This window comes from Flavobacterium tagetis (genome assembly GCF_016735615.1).
GTDB lineage: Bacteria > Bacteroidota > Bacteroidia > Flavobacteriales > Flavobacteriaceae > Flavobacterium > Flavobacterium tagetis.
Window position 1 is genome coordinate 838422 of sequence record NZ_JAERSF010000003.1, and the last position, 19925, is coordinate 858346.

The following is a 19925-nucleotide window of genomic DNA, read 5'->3' on the forward strand; positions in this document are numbered from 1 at the left end:
CTATGTTACAATTAAGAATGAGAAAAACGGCCATTATTTTTGTAATGGCTGTTGGTTTTTTAAACCAGATCCACGCCCAGAAAAAGTATCCGTATCAGGATGCCAAATTACCAGTAGAAGAAAGGGTTCAAGACTTGTTAAGCCGTATGACGCTTGAAGAAAAAGTGCGTCAGATGGATATGTACAGAGGAGATTTTTTTAAAGATAAAGAAGATTTTGCTAAATCTAAATCTGCAGAAAAAATCGGAAAATTAGGAATCGGAGCAATTCATGATTTGTATCCGCGTTCAGCGAAAATGATTAATGATTTGCAGACTAATGTAATCAAAGGAAATCGTTGGGGAATTCCGGCGCTAATTATGTGCGAAATGCTTCACGGATATTTAGACGAAGGAAGTACCGCTTTCCCAATGAACATTGGTCTTGGAGCAACCTGGGATGTTGCTACGATGGACAAAGTAGGAAAAGTAATTGGTATGGAAGCCAGAGCGCATGGAGTTCATTTTGGTTTTGGACCAAACTTAGATTTAGGACGCGAGCCAAGATGGGGGCGTGTTGCTGAAACTTTTGGTGAAGATGCTTTCCTGAATAGCGAAATTGGTTTGGCTTTTATTAAAGGATTGCAGGGAGACGATTTAAAATCAGATCGTTCTATTATTGCTGAACCAAAACATTTTGCGGTTCACGGTATTCCGCAAGCGGGAGGAAATTCTTCTCCGATTTTGGTTGGAGAACGTTCTGCAAGAGAAGACCATTTGCCATCTTTCGAAAAAGCTTTTAGAAAAGGCGGTGCTTTAGGAACGATGTGTGCTTATTCTGAGTTAGACGGAATTCCTTGTGCTGCAAATCACTGGTTATTGACGGATGTTTTGAGAAAAGAATGGGGCTTTAAAGGATTGGTAGTTTCAGATTTAGGAGCTATTAAATATATTCAGACAACACACAAAGTGGCCGATTCTCCAAAAGACGCTATTAGAGAAGCAGTTTCTGCTGGTGTAGATATGCAGTTTTATGATTTTTCGAACGAATTCTGGCAGAGTACTGTTATTGAATTGGTAAATGAAAAGAAATTGACAACTGAAAATATCGACCGTGCAGCGGGAGCAGTTTTACGTTTGAAATTCTTATTAGGGTTATTTGAAAATCCATACACAGATAAAAATCTGATTAAAGAGCGTTTTCATACTCCAGAAAATAAAGCTGTTGCTTTAGAAGCGGCACAGAAATCTATGGTTTTATTGAAAAATGACAACAACACTTTGCCTTTAAGTAAAAACCTGAAAAATATTGCGGTTATCGGACCAAACGCAAATGCTTCAAGACTTGGTGGTTATGCTCCAAAAAACAGTGTCGGAATGACGGTTTATGAAGGAGTTAAGGAATTGGTTGGAAAAACAGCTAATGTAGTTTACGAAGAAGGAGTTCCGTTAATTGTAAAAGGACAAATTATTCCATCTAAATATTTATTTACTCCAGATGAATCTCAAAACGGATTAAAAGGAGAGTATTTCAATAACAGAAACTTAGAAGGAACGCCGGCATTGACTCGTATTGACAGTCAATTAGAGTTTGACTGGCCTTGGGCTCCAGGAGATGGTGTAAATGTGGATGATTTTTCTATCAGATGGACAGGATATTTAAAATCTGATCAGGCTCTTGATGGTTGGTTAGGTTTAAGTTCTGATGACGGAATCAGAATGTATATCGATGACCAATTGGTAATCGACAACTGGACAAAAGGAGCTACAAGTATGGTTACCGTTCCAAAAAACATTGAAAAAGGTAAAAAATATAAAGTCCGCATTGAAATGTGGGAAGGAGGTTGGGGAGCCAGAGCTCATTTCCGTTGGAATTTAGAAAAAGTAAACTTACAGCCAGCAATCGATGCCGCTAAAAAAGCAGATGTTGCGATTGTAGTTTTAGGAGAATCTAACGAATTGGTAGAGGAAAACAGAGACGTAGCTTCTTTAGACTTATTCGGAATCCAACAGCAATTAATTGAAGAAATTCACAAAACAGGAACTCCAGTAGTTTGCGTTTTATTAAACGGTCGTCCACTTTCTACAAACTGGATTTCTGAAAATATTCCAGCAGTTTTAGAAGGATGGTTTCCGGGTGAATTAGGCGGTAGAGCGGTTGCAGATGTTTTATTTGGAGATTATAACCCAGGCGGAAGATTGCCAATTACAGTTCCAAAATCAGTTGGGCAGTTACCTATATATTATAACCAAAAGCCATCTGCGATTCATAAATATGTAGCAGAAAGCGAACATCCTTTATATTCATTTGGTTACGGATTAAGTTATACAAAGTTTGAATATTCTAATTTAAAACTGAATATGACCGAAATTAAGCCAAACGGCGAAGTAAAAGTTTCTGTTGATGTTAAAAACGTGGGAGGCAGAGATGGAGACGAAGTGGTTCAATTGTACATTAATGATGTTTACAGCAGTACAACGACACCTGAAAAAACATTAAAAGGATTCAAAAGATTAAATATCAAAAAAGGCGAAACAAAAAATGTTGAATTTACACTTACGCCAGATGAGCTATCTCTTTGGAACAGAGAAATGAAACGCGTTGTAGAGCCCGGAGATTTCGAAGTGATGGTCGGCGGAAATTCGACCGATTTGCTTAAAACTAAATTCAAGGTTTTGAACTAAAAACCCAAAAACGCCGAAGATTTTTCGGCGTTTTTGCTGTAAAAAAATGAATACAATTATAAAAGACCAAATTCTATTCAATAATAGAATTTGGTCTTTTAATTTAAGGCAGAGTAGGATTACAAATGAAAACGTTTTCTTTCAATAAAACACTAAAGATTTACCAACACCTTTTCAAAATTGTCATTTGTCGAAATTATATTTTGTTAACAGAATGTATTCTTAAGTTTAACATGTTATTAACTCTAAAAAAACAACTAATATGATTAAAAACGTACTAAAATTACTGTTTGTCATATGCCTTTTCGGGTTTCAAGCCCTAAAAGCGCAGACAACAGTAAAAGGAACGATAACAGATGCTCAAAGCGGGATTCCGATTCCTGGAGCAAATATTATTGTTAAAGGAACTAAAACAAGTGCTTCAACAGATTTTGATGGTAAGTACAGCATTAACGTTCCTAATCAATCAGCAGTTTTAGTTTTTACCTACGTAGGATCTGCTACAAAGGAAGTTGCTGTGGGATCTCAATCTACAATTAATGTAACTCTTGGGCCAGATACGCAGCAGCTAGGAGAAGTAGTGGTAACAGCTCTTGGTATTAAGAGAGAGAAAAAAGCCATTACGTATTCTGCACAAAACGTTTCTGTAGATGAGTTATCAGAAGCAAGATCATTAAACGTTGCCAACTCACTTTCTGGTAAAGTTGCAGGTCTTAACTTCTCTACAACTTCAAACGGTGTCGGTTCTTCTTCTAGAATTACATTAAGAGGTAACAGATCTCTTAACGGAAACAACCAACCTCTTTACGTAGTAGATGGTGTGCCAATTAGTAACGGAACAACAAACACAAATCCTGACATTGATACAGGAGGAACTACTCAGCCTGATGGTATCTCTAATATTAACCCAGAAGATATTGCTTCGATGACTGTTCTTAAAGGACCATCTGCAGCAGCTCTTTACGGTTCTAGAGCATCAAATGGTGTTATCGTAATTACTACTAAATCTGGTAAAGCAGGAAAAACTTCTGTTTCGTTATCATCTAACTTTATGGCTTCTTCGGCTTATAACTTGATGAATTTACAAAATGAGTACGGACAAGGAACAAACGGAAATTATGTTTCTAACTCAAGCTCAAGCTGGGGTGCGCCTTTAGACGGACGTCAGGTATCTGCTTGGCAATTGGTTCGTAATCCAAATTATGCTGGATCACCGACTCAAAGCTATTCTCCACAGCCAAACAACGTTATTGATTTCTACAAAACAGGTTATAACTTAGCTAACACGTTAACGGTTACTGCTGGAAACGAAAAAGCGCAAGGTTATTTCTCTTATACTAACACACGTGCTGAAGGTATTGTTGGAGGAAACCAAATGGACAGACACAATCTTAACTTAAGATTGACAAGCAAGATTACTGATAAATTAACTTTAGATGCTAAAACAAATTACATCGTTCAGGATATCGATAACTTATTGAGAACTGGTGAAGAATCTATCGGAACATCTGCTTATTTATTGCCTCGTAGTATTGCTTACAACGATTACAAAGATTTCGAATATTTTGATGCTGCAGGACAAAGACAAGTAAACTATTTCCTTGACGAAACTGGAGCTCCTGGAGGAAACCCATTCTGGTCTGCTTTAAGAGATGATGCTCGTACAGATAAAAGAAACAGATTTATTGGTTTAGCTTCTCTTAAATATGAGTTTACAAAAACGTTAAGCTTACAAGGTAGAGCTGGTTTAGACCAAATGACAAACAAAAACGTAAGAAACAGATATGCTACTGCAGCTTTCAACAGTAACATGGGTTCTTACAGCGAATCTTATGAAACAGTAAGCGAATTAAATATTGATGCTTTACTTTCTTACAATGAAAAATTCGGAGATTTCTCTGTAGGTCTTAATGGTGGTGCGAGTTCATTACAACAAAATAGTTCAGCTTTAAATTCTGGTGGTGTTTTAAGTAAAAGAAACTTCTTTGCATTATCAAACGTACAGACAGTTCAATCTACTTCTACAGCTTCAGAAAAAAGAATTAACTCTATTTATGGGTTTGGACAAATTGGTTTCAGAAACTACTTATTCTTAGATTTAACGGCTAGAAATGACTGGTCTTCTACTTTGCCACAGGATTATTTCTATCCATCTTTCGGACTTTCAGCTGTTCTTTCTGATATGTTTACATTGCCAGAAGTAATTAGTTTTGCTAAATTAAGAGCTTCTTATGCAGAAGTGGGTAATGATACAGATCCTTATCAGACACAACAAAGATTTTCATACATCGGAGGAAACGGTGGTATGTTATACGGACAAAGCACAAAAGCAAATCCAAACTTAAAACCAGAGATTTCTTCTTCTACAGAGTTTGGTGCTGATGTTAGATTTTTCAACAACCGTTTAGGTTTAGATTTCACTTATTTCAATACCTTAACTAATAACCAAATTTTCTACATCAATACACCTGAGCCTTCTGGATATTCTAGAGCTATCGTAAACGGTGGAGATATTGAAAATAAAGGTATCGAGCTTACGCTTACTGCAACTCCAATTCAAACAGAAAACTTTACTTGGGATATTACAGCAAACTACGCATCTTATAAATCTAAAGTAAAATCTATCTATGACGGAAGAGATGAATTAGTTCTTGGTGAAGGACGTTTAGTAAGAAGTAAAGTTGTGGTTGGAGGCGAATATGGTGATTTATACATCAAAGGTTTCCAAAGAGATCCAAACGGAAATATCATTGTTAATAGTGCAGGTATTCCATTGGCAACAAATGGTTTTGATGTTCGTGCGGGTAACTTTAATCCAGATTGGACAGGAGGTTTCAGAAACAGCTTCAAATACAAAGATTTCTCTTTAAGCTTCTTGGTTGACTTTAGAATTGGTGGTGAAGTAATTTCATACACTCAAGCTAGACAAGCTGGTTTAGGGGTAAGTGATATTACTTTAGCAGGAAGAAATGGTGGAATTATTGTTGATGGTGTTGTAGCTAATGGAGACGGAACTTATTCTCCAAATACTACTAGTATCAATGCTGAACAATATTGGACAGCAATCGGACAAAGAACTCCTATTGCAGAGCCATTTATTTATGATGCTACAAACATCAGATTAAGAGAGCTTGTTTTTGGTTACTCAATGCCAAAACGCTTATTAGGTAACTCAGGATTTTCAAGTATCGATTTCTCATTAGTAGGTAGAAACTTGTTCTTCTTCTTAAACAAAGCTAAATACTTTGATCCAGAAGCTGGAGCAGGAACAGGAAACCTACAAGGTATAGAATCTTTCAATATTCCATCAACGAGAGATTATGGAGTTAATGTTAAATTCGGATTTTAATTAAAAAAGAGACATCATGAAATATAGTTTTAAAATAAAAACATTAGGAGTTGCATTAATGGCAGTTTCGATTTTGTCAAGCTGTACTGGCGATTTTGACGAAATAAACAAAGATCCTAATTCATTGACTGAAGATCAGTTAGATGCTACATTGGCTGGGCCTGCATTTGCATCTGCATTGTACGCAGGTATCCATAATGGTTCTTATTCTTCTCCAGGAGTAGATGACCAAGGTACTTGGGGTATTGCTACTGGTATTTTATCATCAACTTTTATCCACTATTTAAACTGTGGCTACGGTACTGAAAGAAATGCTTTTGTTAACGGATACGAAGGTAGAGGATGGACAAGATTTTACACCGTTGCTGCTCCAGCTTTATCAAATGCTTTTAAAGCATCTGAAGGAAATGCAGAAGCTACAGCTATTCTTAAAATCTGGAAAGTTTTTATGTACAACCAAATGGTTGATGCTTACGGACCAATTCCTTATACTGAAGCAGGTAATGGAAAAGATAAAGTTCCTTACGATAGTGTAGAATTTATCTATGCTGACTTCTTTAAATTATTAGATGAAGCAAATGCAACATTAACTTCTACTTCTGCAACTTCAGTTGCTTCTCTTGCCCCAAATGATAGAGTTTATTCAGGAAGTGTTGACAAATGGAGAATCTTTGGAAACAGTATGAGATTACGTTTGGCTTTAAGAATTTCTGATAAAGAACCTGCAAATGCAAAAACTCAAGCTGAAGCTGCGGTTGCTGCTGGAGTAATGCAGACAAACGATCAAAGTGCATTCTTTAAAGCAAGTAACATTACGCCAAACAACTTAAACATGATTGTAAATAGTTGGGGTTATGTAATGACAGCTTCTATGGAAAGTATCTTAGTTGGATATCAGGATCCACGTTTAGAAAAATGGTTTGCTCCACTTGATGCTACAGCTGCGACTAAAGTATATAGAGGAAACCCAGTTGGAGGTTTAGAAGATCAATTTGGAACTACTAAATTCTCTGCTTTTAACAATGATGTTTTAGGAAATGGTGCTGCTAATACGCTTAGCGAAACTAAAAACATTGAAATCTTTATGGCTTCTGAAAACTATTTAAGTAGAGCAGAAGGAGCTTTAAATGGATGGAATATGGGCGGAGATGCTAAAACTTTGTATGAAACAGGTATTAGATTATCTCTTGCACAATGGGGAATCACAGATGCTGCTGCAGTTAGTGCTTACATCAATGGTTCTACATTGCCTACATTGCCAAACATTTTGACTTTATATCCAACTTTAGATTTACAAGATATTCCAGTTAAATTGCCAGTTGCATGGTCTGCATCTACTGCTGATCAAAGAACTCAGATTGCAGTTCAGAAATACTTAGCAATTTTCCCTGAATCTTGGGAGGCTTGGGCAGATTTAAGAAGAAGTGATGCTAAAGTAATTTATCCAGTTTTAAATACGGATAATCCAGATGCAGGAGTTGGTAAATCTTTAATGAAAAGAATTATTTACACTACAAATGAGTACTCATCAAACAAAGAAGCTGTAGATGGCGGAGTTGCTAAATTAGGAGGTCCAGATTCAGGTGGAACAAGACTTTGGTGGGACACAAAATAATTAATTTGGTAAAGTAAAAGATCAATAGATTTGTTACTTGAGCAGAAGGAGAGGTAACTCTCCTTTTGTTTTTTATGAAGACCTGTGAATTTTTGCCCCAACTTTAATTCATAACATACAATATTAATTTTCATCAAAATAAAATGATTTTAAAGACAAAATATACTGTTGCAGCATTGTTTGCTTTATTTCTTTTTTCTAATGAAACAAAGGCACAATTAAAAGCTGTAAATATTGAAAGCAGTTATATTGCAGATCCGCCTGTTACAACCAATAGCCATGCCTCAACTTTAGTTGAATATAAACCAAACGAAATTCTAGCTGCTTGGTTTGGCGGAAAATATGAAGGTGCAAAAGATGTCGGAATTTATATTTCGGCTTACAAAGACAAAAAATGGTCTACGCCAAAAGAATTGATTCAGCCCTTAATTAAAAACGGAGATACGCTTCCTTGTTGGAATCCGGTTCTGTTTAAAAGCAAAAGCCAGAATTTGTATTTGTTTTATAAAATCGGAAAAAATCCGAGAGAATGGTTTGGTGCTATGATGATTTCAAAAGATAACGGAACAACTTGGGGAGAACCAAAATATCTCCCAGACGGAATTTTAGGACCAATCCGAAATAAGCCAATCGAAACCACTCCAGGTGTAATTTTATGCGGAAGCAGCACAGAAAGCGTCAACACAGACCAATGGCGTGTGCATGTTGAAGAATACACAGAAGCAACAGATTCTTGGAAGAAAATAACGGTAGAAAACAACCAGAATTTTAATGTTATTCAGCCGACATTTTTAATTCATAGCAAAAGTGATATTCAGATGCTGTCTCGAAGCAAACACAATAAAATAGTTTCTAGCTGGTCGGGAGACAATGGTAAAAGTTGGATAAGAACCAATACTATAAATGTAATCAATTCTAATTCTGGTATTGATGCTTTGACAGTTAATAAAAACCTGTTTTTGCTAGTAAATAATCCGCTTCCAATAGGTAAAGATTGGTTTAACGGACGAAATATTCTAGATGTTGAATATTCTAAAGATGGTTTAAATTGGAGTAAACTATTTGATCTAGAAAAACAAGAAAAAGGAGAGTTTAGCTATCCAGCCATCATTCAAACCACCGACAAAAGAATACACGTTTTGTATACTTATGATAGAAAATATATTAAACATACCTCTTTTGATTTATAATCTTTGAATTGATGGTACACGGATGACACGGATTTACTTTGTAAAGACGCTGATTTTACGGAGTTTTTTATAATATCTGCGTTTATCCGCGTTTTCGCAAGGCGAATCTGTGTCATCCGCGTTCCATTCTATAGACAACTAATTATGATAAAACTCTTTATTGCAATTCTTTTCTTTTGCTGCACTTTCGTGAATGCACAAATGGCTAATACTTTTTACAAACATGATAAATATTTATCATCAGATAAATTAGAAGGTCGTTTTGTGGGAACTAAAGGAAATAACGATGCAGCTGCATATATCAAAAAAAATTTTAAGAAATATGGTTTACAGCAATTCAATGATAGTTATTATCAGCCTTTCAAAGTATTTGTCAAAGAAGGAATCAATAAAATGAAATCGGATAGTGTGGCTACGCAAAATGTTGTGGGTTATATTGAAGGTTCTGATCCTAATTTGAAAAACGAATACATAATAATTGGTGCGCATTATGATCACTGGGGTTGGGGCGGACAAGGTTCTGGAAGTAAAAAGAAAGAAGCCTTTGCCATTCATAACGGAGCAGATGATAACGCTTCTGGAGTGTCGGCTTTGCTTTGCATTTTAGAAGAAGTGTCCAAGATGAAAGTAAAACCCAAAAGGAGCATCATTTTTATCTCGTTCAGTGGAGAAGAAGAAGGATTGTTGGGTTCAAAGTATTTCGTCAATCATCTTCCCGTTCCTAAAGAGTCTGTCAGAGTAATGCTCAATATGGATATGGTTGGAAGATTGAATGATAAAAAAGAGCTTTATATGGGCGGAGCAGGAACTTTTCCGAATGGAGTAGAATTAATGAAAAAATTGCAAGAAAACTCAGGATTAAATCCTGTCATTCACGCAGGAGATGTTGGTGGTTCTGATCATGTTTCTTTTTACAAAGAATCTATTTCGGCGGTTGGTTTTCATACAGGCGGACATCCGCAATACCATACGCCAGACGATGATATTGATCTGATTAATTCAGACGGAGGTGCATTGGTTTCAAAATATATTTTTAATGCCCTTATCCAAATAGCCAATTACGAGAACGCTTTAATTTTTATTAAGCAAAATTAAAACAAAGCTATTTTCTATAAAGAATAAATTAGTTTAGAACACTAAAAAGATAAAAAATTGCCGAATGGCGCCAACTAAATACGGTCGGCGCCATTTTTGTTTACTTTATGTAAGTCTTAGATTTTAGATCAATTCCAAGATTTGGGAAGATTTTTTAAGGGTTTATTTTTTTATACTTTGTTTTTAACTATTTCAAAATAAGCACATAGCATGACAGTTACTATTTATGACAATACCACTTTTAGCACTTGGCGAAATATTTTTTAAAATTTGGAGAAAATCTTCTATACTTTTTTAAGCTTTCCTATTTAAATTCTAAATTGCGCGTAAGTTAAAAAAACTATGGACAAATACAGCTTTTTGGAAATAGCAGCACTTATAGGAATATTTTTGGTGCTGTTTCTTGCCTTATTTTTGTTTACCGTTAAAACAAAATATAAATTAGGAAATCGCCTTCTTGCTTTCTTTCTTTTTGCTAATGCCATAGATGCATTAAAATTTTTGATGCGTGATTTCCCTGTTAATTTCATCAATCTCGAAGCATTTCGTTGGAGTATCAACTATTTGGTTTCAGCATCGTTTTATCTCTATGTATTGTCGATTTGTTTTTCCAACTTTCGCTTAAAATCGAAACATTTATTACACACGATTCCATTTGTTGCTTTCAATTTGTATTTAATGTATGGAATATATTTTGAAGATAGGGCTGCAAAAATAAGTTTTATAAATGCTATGAATCAGACTTTTACCATGCAGTTTTTTTATTTTCTCTTTGAATTTTTATTCCAAGTTTACTTTATCGCTTCATTTTTGGTGATTAGAAAATCTAAAACCATCTATCTCGAGAATTATACAAATCCAGATATCTCTTTGCTTGGCGCACTTTATAAAATTACAATTCTATATTATGTTTTGCATTTTATTGTGCTTTTAAGGTGGCTTGTTACTTTTATCTTTGGTTGGGGAGAAATAAGAGCTTGGATTGTAACCCTTGATGGGTTTGCTTTTTTATTTTGTACCTGTTGGTATCTTTTTGTTGCGTTAAATAATCCAGAGTTTTTTAGAGGCATCAATTCTCATTTTAAACCGATTACAGATGTTGCCCCAAAACAAAAATTGTCTCCTGTAATTGATGACGAAAAAAATAAGCAAATAGAATCTCTAAAAGATTTTATGATTAAAAATGAACCTTATCTAGACTGTTCATTAACGATTCAGGATTTGGCAGAACAATTAAAAATGCCCGTTAAAGATTTATCTACGTTAATTAACCTGTATATGAATAAGCACTTTTTTGATTTCGTAAATGAATATAGAATCGAAAAAGCTAAAGAAATGCTTAAAGATCCTTTGCAAAAAGAACTTACCATTCAAGAAATTCTCTATAAGGTTGGTTTCAATTCCAAATCGTCGTTTAGTGCTTCTTTTAAAAAATATACTGGAAAAACTCCAAGTGATTTTAGAAAGCCTTCAAATTAATTCATTTTTTCTTAGAAAAGGGTTCGACTTTTTTTAGTCGGTCGTTTGTTGAGACGTTTTAAAGCATATTTGCTGCAAGTTTTAGACAATCAATCAAATTCTATCTCCGAAAAAAATAATTAAAAATGAATATCAAATTTTTATTAGTAGCAGTAATTTTATTTACAAATGCGCTTTCTGCCCAAAAATTAAATAATTTAAAAGAAGCAGAGAAAATACATCAAAATTCGACTAAACAGGAATTAGCTAATATCAACCAAATTGATTCTTTAATGGCAACGTGCTATGAAAGGGGTTTATTTAATGGAAATGTGCTAATCGCTAAAAATGATAAAATCATCTACCAAAAATCATTTGGTTTTACCGATGAAACGAAGCAAACTGCCTTAAGCAATAATTCAATATTTAACATTGGCTCTATTGCAAAGGAATTTAATGCGGTTTCAATAATGATTTTGGCTGAACGTGGCCTTCTTAATCTGGATGACAAAATATCCAAATTTAATTTAGGGTTGCCCAAATGGTCAGAAAAAATTACGATAAGACATCTTATCAATTATGCTAGTGGTATTCCTAGAATTGACCCACTTGTGCCTAAGAATGATGAGGAAGCTTGGAAAATCTTAAGAAACGGCGATAGTTTGTTGTTTGAACCTGGAACTGCTTATAGGTATGACAATAGTAATGTTTTTTTGCAAAGAAGGATTATTGAAAAGGTATCTGGAATACCATATGAGGAATTTGTTACTAAAAATATAATTAAACCATTGAAAATGACAAATTCGGTATTTGAGCCAAAAATTGGCTATAAAAATCGAACGTCTTGTTATGATTTTGATAATTTGAAATGCCCAGAATTGGAATTTATTAGCGGATGGCTTTGGGTAGATATAAATGATCTCTATAAATGGATTAAGGCGATGAATAATAATCGTTTAATATCAAAAGAGTCCTTCTATACGCTGCTGCAAAATCCATATGCAATTGACGAGGGCGGATCACTTGGCAGATACTTTGAAAAAGATGAACTGCAGAGACACAATGGAGTATCGTATAAATTTGAATCCATTTTTTTAAACGATTTTAAAAATAAGATCACGATAATTCTATTGTCCAATAATCTAAATAGAGTTTGGGATCTAGGGCATATTATTCACAACTTAATGTTAGGAAAAGAATACGAAATCCCGAAAAAATCTATTTATCGAGCGATAAGAAAAGAAGCGCTTAATGATGTAGATAAAGGTATTGAAACATACTATTTTCTCAAAAAAAATTCCGAGAAAGAGTACAGCTTTGCGAACCCAAGTGAACTAAATACATTAGGATATGAGCTATTAAGGGCTGGCAAAAATATTGAGTCAATAGAAATATTTAAATTGGCAACAAAAGAATTTTCTACAAATGCAAATCTATTTGATAGTTTAGGGGAAGCCTATTACGCAAATAAACAATACGATTTAGCATTAAACAGCTACGAAAAAGCAATAAAATTTGGTGGAACAAACGGGAATGCAGAAAAAATGATAGACAAAATCAAGAAGATAGAGGAGAATAATTAGGAATAAAGGCGGTGTCTATTAAATGGTATAGACGCCGTCTTTTACTTTAAAAGCCCAAGCTGCCATAGCATCAATAACAGGCAGCAGGCCAGTTCCTGCATTACTTAATGTATAAGTTACAAATGGCGGCACAACAGGTTTTGCCTCACGAATTACTAATCCATCTGCTTCTAGTTGTTTTAAATGCTGAATTAGCATTTTTTCTGTTACCGCCGGAATAGCTCTTTTCAATTCGCTGTAACGTTTATCTCCAGTCGATAAATGGTACAAAATAATAGGTTTCCAGTAGCCTCCAATTTTCTCCATAACAAAAGTTACGGGACATTTTTCTAAGGCATACTGCTTGTTTTCCTGAATAGTAGACGATTCTTTAATTGCTGTCATGATACATACTTTAGGGTAAGTACTTGTGTAAAAGTAAGTGTAAAGATACCTTTGTCTTGTTAAATAAAAAAACATTTAAAGATGAAAATTATAATCTCAGGTTCATTAGGAAACATAGGAAAGCCATTAACGGTACAATTAGTAGAGTCAGGTCACGATGTAACCGTTATAAGCAGTAATGCAGATAGAAAATCTGCCATTGAAGAATTAGGCGCAAAAGCAGCAATTGGATCGGTTAGCGATGCCGATTTTCTTTCTAAAACTTTTACAGGTGCAGATGCTCTTTTTGCCATGACACCTCCAAATATGGGCGGAGTAAATATTGTAAAGAATACTACCGATGCGGGTGCCGCTTTCGCGAAAGCAATTCAAGAAACTAATATTAAAAGAGTAGTAATGCTAAGCAGTATTGGAGCTGATTTGCCAACAGGAAACGGACCCATTGCAGGTTTGCATAATATCGAGAAGATTTACGAGAAATTAGACGCTTCAATTACTTTTTTAAGAGCTGGATATTTTTACATTAATTTCTTTAATGATATTCCGATGATAAAAGGAGCAGGGATTATGGGAGCAAATTTCCCAGCATCAAACCGTATTCCGTTGGTGCATCCAGAGGATATTGCAGCGGCTGCAGCAGAAGAATTACAAAAAACTCAAGAAGGTAAAAACATTCGTTATATCATTAGTGATGTAAAAACGCCTTCAGAAATTGTACAAGCTTTTGGATCTGCAATCGATAAACCAGAACTTCCTTGGGTCGAATTTACAGACGAGCAATATTTTGGCGGAATGACACAAGCGGGTGTTCCAGAAGAAATGGCAGGTTTATATACCGAAATGGGAACAGGATTAAGAAACGAAACTATCGTTGCCGATTTTTTAAAGAATGATGGAAATGCAACTGGTAAAATTAAATTAGAAGATTTTGCAAAAGAATTTGCTTCAAAATTCTAATTGTAAGCTGTTGGTTAAAATTTTTAAACACATAGAAACATAGTTTTGCAAGCTTGAAAAAGGCGTTTCACTTGTTTAAAAACACATAGCTATGTGTTAAAGCTTGCTTTTTATATAATCTTAAATAGAAGCAATAAAAATATATATTTCTATGTGTTTAAATAAAATACACTCCAACTACTCACAATCTATAAAAAAACATTCCGCTTACTATAAATAGAAGCGGAATGTTCGATTAAAAAAAAACTCAAGTGATGAATCTTTCACAAACTGTTTTCACAGCCGTATATTTTTAGAATACCCCAATGTAGTGGTTTCCTGGTTTGTTCAATAATTTGGCACCTTTAGTAACTTTTCCTGAAGGAATATCAATTACATAAATATTACCATCTTTTCCAACAGGAGTTACAGCAATGTAGAAGTTGTTTCCATCAACTACAAAACCTTGATATTGACCAAAATCTAAATCGGCATCATAATCAATACCTTCAACTTTTTGAGCTGTTCTTGCATTCAGATCAAGTCTTGCTAAATAACCTTGGTTCGTTCCTTCAAAAGTGTAAACCGCATAGGCAATACCGTTTCCAACATATCTCCATGCATCAATATAGCTTCCTTTAACTCCTAAAGCTGTATCTAAACTAAATACATAATTGTCATCGTATTGATTGCTTTGATTGATTTTTAAGATATAAGAACCTTTTTGAGTATCTCTTTGTGTTGCTTGATAGATATTTCCGTCAGTAGCCACAAAACTATTGAAACTTCTGTATCCGCTAGTGTCTCCAAATCCAACTTTTGAAGTAATCACAACTGGATTTTCTAAAGAAGGATAATCAACCACGACCGATTTAGATCCTAAACGTGTAAATGTGCTTTCGTTTTCTTTTGGGTTAGTTATGTCTGTTTTGCGCATCCAAGTTCCGATGATTAATTTGTTTCCTGCCTTGTTCAATGTTGGAGCATCTAAACGGAAAATATGGTGTCCTTGAGCTTCTTCTTCAGCAGTTAACGGAATGTCATATTGTTTGTAAGCAGAGATTAAAGTCTGTTTCATATCCAAAGACAAAACAGTCGCTTTTCCTCTTGTGTTTTTATATGATTTGTCTTCGTTTACACTAACAATTGGAGTAGCAATGTTTACTGCAACACCAGTTTTATCTCCATCAAAAAGTTTTACCCATCTTGGAGAAGTGCCAGCATATTGAGAAATATTTACTTTCGCATCAGATTGTGCAAAATTGTTTCCTCCATTTACTTTGTACGTCATGAATTCCCCACCGTTTGCCCCAGTATACGTGATGTTGAAAAGCGTGCTTCCATCAACAGAAGATTGTAAACGTGCCGTTCTGCTAGATTGAACGGGTACACCTTGATCGTAAACATTTACAGAAAAATTAGGATCAATGGCATTTGCTTTACTAATAGCATAAACTTTTGTTCCGCCATTTCCGTCTCCTGGATCTGTCTGCATTACTGCTCCAGCTACGGTAATCCAACGTCCGTCTGTTTCTGGATTAACAGGTTCAGAACTTTTGTTATCGTCGCTGCTGCAAGCTGTGGTCAATGCAAATGCACCAACTAGCAAGCTAGAAGTAAATAATTTAAATGTGTTTTTTTTCATTTTTATTGCATTTAAAAATTAGTTATGTATTGAATGATTAAAATTTATTTAAGGTATAGTTGAGTTTTATATAAAAGGCTCTTCCTGGTTTTTGGGCCGCAAAATTGTCATAAACTTGTTCGTCAAAAACATTTCTTGCATCAAAACTTACTGTAATCTGTTTATTCGGGAAAACATAGCTTAAACCTAAATCTTGAGGAAATTGCGCTGTAGTTCTGTCGGTTTCTAGCCATGAGGTATAAAATGGAGCAACATATCCGCAGTAGTAGTACAAATTAAGTTCTGATTTGCTCTGAATTACATTTCTAAAGTTGTATTGAAGATTGGCATTCAAATTAAAGAAAGGTTCATTCGGAAGCTGTTTGTTGTAATTTGGAAGAATATTTCCGTTTTTATCGTATTTATCTTTAAATAGCGAATTGAATTTTGAAAGATTCATGCCTGCAAAAAAGCGATTGTTGTATGAATATTGAAAAGAAGCTTCAAAACCTACAGATTGAGCTTTCCCTAAATTGACAAAGGGAGAAGCTTGAATGGCTTCATTTACACGATCACTAATCTGGCGTACAATTTTGTCTTTGGTATTTCTCCAGAAAGCATTTCCTGAAACCGTAAATTTGTGATGATTCATTTCATACGGACCAAAACGCAAGCCGGCATTAAAATTATTGCTCTGTTCAGGTTTTAGACCAGAATTGCTGATGATGTTTTCTCCAGGATTACCAAATATTTCATTTTCTGAAGGAAGTCTGATTGCCTTTTCGGCAGAAGCCATAACCATTATTTTAGGAAGAATAGAGTAGGAAGTTGCCATTCCGTATCCATTGTAATTTGTTCTTTTAGATGTAACCACTTCTTTTACTACATTTTGTCCGTTTTCGGTTACAATCTGAGGATCTCTCTGTTCATTCTTCATATTGTAGTTTTTTAGGAAAAGATTGGCTCTCAATCGAGACTGAAAGGCTGTCATTTCATAAGCAAAAGAAGAAACTGTTTTGGCTAAATCTCGAGTAATAATAAAGTTTCGGGTAATTTCGGGTTGCATTTCATCAAAATCATTTCGATCAAGAATATAGGTCATTACATTCACAAGCACTTTATGATTTTCGGTAATCGAATAATTTAAACCTGCACGAGTATTAAAAATATCCGATTTCATATGATTGATGGTTGGCGCTCCTTGCTGTGCTCCCGTATTGGTTAAAATAGGTTGACCGTAAAGACCAAGTGCTTTTTCGCCATTCCAATTGTAGTTCCATTTTACGGTATCGTTAATCACATCGTTTCTGTGACTGTAAACCGAAATAAGAGAAAAATCTAGGTTTTTAATTAGGAAGTCTTTTTTATTATAATTTAAACTGAAAACATTGGCTGCCGATTCACTAAAACGCCCTTTATAAGGTTTCGTCATGTATTGCCCATGCTGAATTTGATTGTAATCTTGAGAGCCATTGTAGCTTATAAGAAGATTGTCTGCCCAATCGACATTGGTAAAACCAGCTTCTAATCGTCCCCCAAAAGAACGATACATACTCTCAAATCTCTTTGCACGAATGTATTCGTAACGTCCGTTTGGCGCAATATTGTAAACCCATTTTCCCCAAACTTCATAATCATTGTCAGAATAATTCTGGAATGCATTTGCTTTTACAGTAAAGCCATTTTTATCTCTAAAAGATGCATTAACATTAGATTGGACAGTATTAAAAGATCCATAAGAAACAGAAGCATTTAAACTATTTTTAGCTCCTTTTTTCAAAACCACATTAATAGCGCCTCCAAGTGAATCATCGGCTAAATAAGCGGGAACAACACCTTTAAAAACCTCAATTCTTTCAATTAAAGCGGGTGGAATGCTATTTAAGCTGAAAGAAGCGCCATAAGTCTGAATAGGAACTCCGTCAATGAAAATTCTGATGGCATTTCCAGACATTCCATTAATATTATACGTTACAGCAGAACCTAAACCGCCATTTTGCCTGATTCTTACTCCGCCAGAACGATCTAATAAATCATTGGTCTGAAGATTCCTTTTTGCAGCTTCCTGCGTTTCAATAACATTTACGGCAAAACCTTTTTCTATAATATCTTTTTTGAAGCTTTTTTTCTCGATTTTAACTTCTTTAAGCGCTTTCGGATCTGTTATTTTTTCTAACGCAATGTTTATTTGATGTAATGGGCGATTGAGAGAAATGTTTACCTTTTTTGGTTTAGCCTCCATTGACGAAATTTCCAAGTCGTAACTTCCGTACGCTAAACCTTTTATTTCAAAATTTCCATCATTATCAACTACAACAAACTTCTTTGTTCCCGTTACTTGAACCGACGCTCCAAAAGCGGTTTCATAATTGGTAAAATAGACTTTTCCAGTAATTTTTCCGGTTTGAGACCAGCCAGAAAAAGTCATCATAAAAAAGAGAGCGTAAAGAATTCTCATATGTAAGTTTACTATTTATAGGACTGCAAACTTATATGATAATTTAAATTTAATCTAAATAAAGCAATTAGAAGATTATTAGAATTTAGAGAGAGGTTCTAATGTTTTTTTAATGTTATTAGTGAAATGTGAATTGTAAAATATGGATTTGTGTTTTGTCTTCCTGAGCGAAGTCGAAGGATAAGCGTACTACAGTAAATGTTTTAATCTTGCAAAGTCGCTAAGACGCAAAGTTTATTTACGAGTTGCCTCCAGCATTAGCTAGAGGCTAACTGAAAAAAAATGAAAAGGCTTTAACCAAACTTATTTCGACTAAAGCCTTACATAGCTTTATTTTTCACCTCCAGCTAAAGCTGTAGGCAACTGATTTTGAGAAAAAACTTTGCGTCTTAGCGACTTTGCGAGATTATTTCATTTCAATGATCAAAAATACACTTTGCGTATATCCTTCGACTTCGCTCAGGAAGACAATCGAATTATCAATTGGCAACTCATAACTCATAACTTATAACTTATAAGCGAAGTTTTTAGACTTAACAATTTTCCCTTTATCGGTAATCAAAACACAGCTGTAATCGGGAAATTTTTGAAGTAAAAGTAAACCATCTTTCTGGCCTAAAACCATCAGAGAAGTGCTTAATCCGTTGGCGGTTTCGGCGTTTGGGCCAAAGACTGTTACACTGCACAAACCAGTAGCAGGATAACCCGTTGCCGGATTTATAATATGCGAATAACGCTTTCCGTTAAAAACAACAAATTTTTCATAACTGCCCGAAGTAGTGACAGCACCTCCTTTAAGCGGAATTGCCGCCAAAATCTTCTCTGGCTTAAACGGATTTGTGATCCCGATTTTCCAATCTTTTCCATTAGGCTGTTTTCCCCAAGTGCTCATATCGCCAGAACCATTTATAATTCCAGCTTGAACATCTTTTGTAATCATCATCGCGCGGCATTTGTCGGTAGCGTAACCTTCTCCTAAAGCGCCGAATCCAATTTTCATTCCTTTTAATTTTAAGAAAATAGTAGATTCTGTGCTGTCTAGAATAATGTTTTTATAGCCGACTTTTTCTACTGATTTTTTTATGGCTTCCGCCGAAGGCATTTCGGTCATCGAACCGTCAAATTTCCAAATTCTGTCCATTGCTGCAAAACTAATGTCAAATCCGCCATTGGTAATTTCAGAAAATTGAATCGCTCTTTTGGTCAATTCAAAAACTTCGCGATCCACTTTTATGGGTTTTATTCCAGCATTCTGATTGACTTCAGAGACTTGAGAAGTTGGTTTCCAATCGGAAATTAAATTCTCAATTCGGGTAATTTCGGTAATAACTTCATCTATATTTTTTTCTGCCGAAAGTGAATCTTTATCTACAATAGAAATATCAAAACGCCCGCCCATCAAAAGCGTTGTTCTTTTTCGTAATACTTGCGAGTGTGCAGATAAACTGCAAGCAATTATAAAAAACAATGAAATTTTATATGATAATAATTTATGCATGAAAATGTATTAAAAAGTCGAAAGTCAAAAGTCGAAAGTTGAAAGTCAAAAGTCAAAAGTCGAAAGTCAAAA

At 34.9% G+C, this 19925-nt stretch carries 12 protein-coding genes; 8 read left to right on the forward strand and 4 right to left on the reverse strand.

The genetic code is table 11. The features are described 5' to 3' along the window. Window positions 1-2 precede the first annotated feature (2 nt). The 7 genes from JI750_RS17450 to JI750_RS17480 all read left to right on the forward strand — a co-directional run bounded on the left by JI750_RS17450 (window position 3) and on the right by JI750_RS17480 (window position 12953). Window positions 3-2663: a glycoside hydrolase family 3 protein gene (locus JI750_RS17450; RefSeq protein ID WP_202005038.1), complete on the forward strand. Its 2661-nt coding sequence runs from the start codon at window positions 3-5 to the stop codon at window positions 2661-2663. A 262-nt stretch (window positions 2664-2925) separates the two neighbouring features. After that, the gene (locus JI750_RS17455) at window positions 2926-6012 is read left to right on the forward strand and encodes a SusC/RagA family TonB-linked outer membrane protein (RefSeq protein ID WP_202005051.1); all 3087 of its coding nucleotides are present in this window, start codon (window positions 2926-2928) and stop codon (window positions 6010-6012) included. A gap of 16 nt (window positions 6013-6028) precedes the next feature. After that, window positions 6029-7627: a SusD/RagB family nutrient-binding outer membrane lipoprotein gene (locus JI750_RS17460; RefSeq protein WP_202005054.1), complete on the forward strand. Its 1599-nt coding sequence runs from the start codon at window positions 6029-6031 to the stop codon at window positions 7625-7627. A gap of 143 nt (window positions 7628-7770) precedes the next feature. Continuing rightward, window positions 7771-8817, forward strand: a complete 1047-nt coding sequence (locus tag JI750_RS17465) for a sialidase family protein (protein ID WP_202005057.1) — start codon at window positions 7771-7773, stop codon at window positions 8815-8817. 144 nt (window positions 8818-8961) lie between these two features. After that, window positions 8962-9912 (forward strand): M20/M25/M40 family metallo-hydrolase, encoded by a 951-nt coding sequence (locus JI750_RS17470; protein ID WP_236673076.1) that lies wholly within the window; start codon window positions 8962-8964, stop codon window positions 9910-9912. A gap of 342 nt (window positions 9913-10254) precedes the next feature. After that, complete coding sequence (locus JI750_RS17475; RefSeq protein ID WP_202005060.1) at window positions 10255-11391, forward strand: helix-turn-helix domain-containing protein; 1137 nt, start codon at window positions 10255-10257, stop codon at window positions 11389-11391. A gap of 125 nt (window positions 11392-11516) precedes the next feature. Then, window positions 11517-12953, forward strand: a complete 1437-nt coding sequence (locus tag JI750_RS17480) for a serine hydrolase (RefSeq protein WP_236673077.1) — start codon at window positions 11517-11519, stop codon at window positions 12951-12953. A gap of 18 nt (window positions 12954-12971) precedes the next feature. Here JI750_RS17480 and JI750_RS17485 read toward each other — a convergent pair whose 3' ends face one another. Continuing rightward, a complete protein-coding gene (locus JI750_RS17485) occupies window positions 12972-13337 on the reverse strand; it encodes a winged helix-turn-helix transcriptional regulator (protein ID WP_202005063.1) in 366 nt (121 codons plus the stop codon). An 81-nt stretch (window positions 13338-13418) separates the two neighbouring features. On the opposite strand from JI750_RS17485, the gene JI750_RS17490 reads away from it, so the two are divergent. Then, on the forward strand, window positions 13419-14294 hold the full coding sequence (locus JI750_RS17490) for an NmrA family NAD(P)-binding protein (RefSeq protein WP_202005066.1): 876 nt from the start codon (window positions 13419-13421) through the stop codon (window positions 14292-14294). A gap of 292 nt (window positions 14295-14586) precedes the next feature. Here the strand turns inward: JI750_RS17490 and JI750_RS17495 are convergent, their stop codons facing one another. From JI750_RS17495 to JI750_RS17505, 3 genes are all read right to left on the reverse strand, one after another. Next, a complete protein-coding gene (locus JI750_RS17495; RefSeq protein WP_202005068.1) occupies window positions 14587-15918 on the reverse strand; it encodes a DUF4374 domain-containing protein in 1332 nt (443 codons plus the stop codon). Between the two features lie 37 nt (window positions 15919-15955). Further along, window positions 15956-18355, reverse strand: a complete 2400-nt coding sequence (locus tag JI750_RS17500; RefSeq protein ID WP_236673078.1) for a TonB-dependent receptor — start codon at window positions 18353-18355, stop codon at window positions 15956-15958. Between the two features lie 505 nt (window positions 18356-18860). Continuing rightward, window positions 18861-19853 carry an FAD:protein FMN transferase gene (locus JI750_RS17505; protein WP_202005071.1) on the reverse strand — a complete coding sequence of 331 codons (993 nt, stop codon included), beginning with the start codon at window positions 19851-19853 and terminating at the stop codon, window positions 18861-18863. Between the last annotated feature and the right edge of the window lie 72 nt (window positions 19854-19925).

Coding starts and splice junctions, on each gene's coding strand:
- JI750_RS17450 (WP_202005038.1), top strand. CDS start 3: ATGTTACAATTAAGAATGAGAAAAACGGCCATTATTTTTGTAATGGCT.
- JI750_RS17455 (WP_202005051.1), top strand. CDS start 2,926: ATGATTAAAAACGTACTAAAATTACTGTTTGTCATATGCCTTTTCGGG.
- JI750_RS17460 (WP_202005054.1), top strand. CDS start 6,029: ATGAAATATAGTTTTAAAATAAAAACATTAGGAGTTGCATTAATGGCA.
- JI750_RS17465 (WP_202005057.1), top strand. CDS start 7,771: ATGATTTTAAAGACAAAATATACTGTTGCAGCATTGTTTGCTTTATTT.
- JI750_RS17470 (WP_236673076.1), top strand. CDS start 8,962: ATGATAAAACTCTTTATTGCAATTCTTTTCTTTTGCTGCACTTTCGTG.
- JI750_RS17475 (WP_202005060.1), top strand. CDS start 10,255: ATGGACAAATACAGCTTTTTGGAAATAGCAGCACTTATAGGAATATTT.
- JI750_RS17480 (WP_236673077.1), top strand. CDS start 11,517: ATGAATATCAAATTTTTATTAGTAGCAGTAATTTTATTTACAAATGCG.
- JI750_RS17485 (WP_202005063.1), bottom strand. CDS start 13,337: ATGACAGCAATTAAAGAATCGTCTACTATTCAGGAAAACAAGCAGTAT.
- JI750_RS17490 (WP_202005066.1), top strand. CDS start 13,419: ATGAAAATTATAATCTCAGGTTCATTAGGAAACATAGGAAAGCCATTA.
- JI750_RS17495 (WP_202005068.1), bottom strand. CDS start 15,918: ATGAAAAAAAACACATTTAAATTATTTACTTCTAGCTTGCTAGTTGGT.
- JI750_RS17500 (WP_236673078.1), bottom strand. CDS start 18,355: ATGAGAATTCTTTACGCTCTCTTTTTTATGATGACTTTTTCTGGCTGG.
- JI750_RS17505 (WP_202005071.1), bottom strand. CDS start 19,853: ATGCATAAATTATTATCATATAAAATTTCATTGTTTTTTATAATTGCT.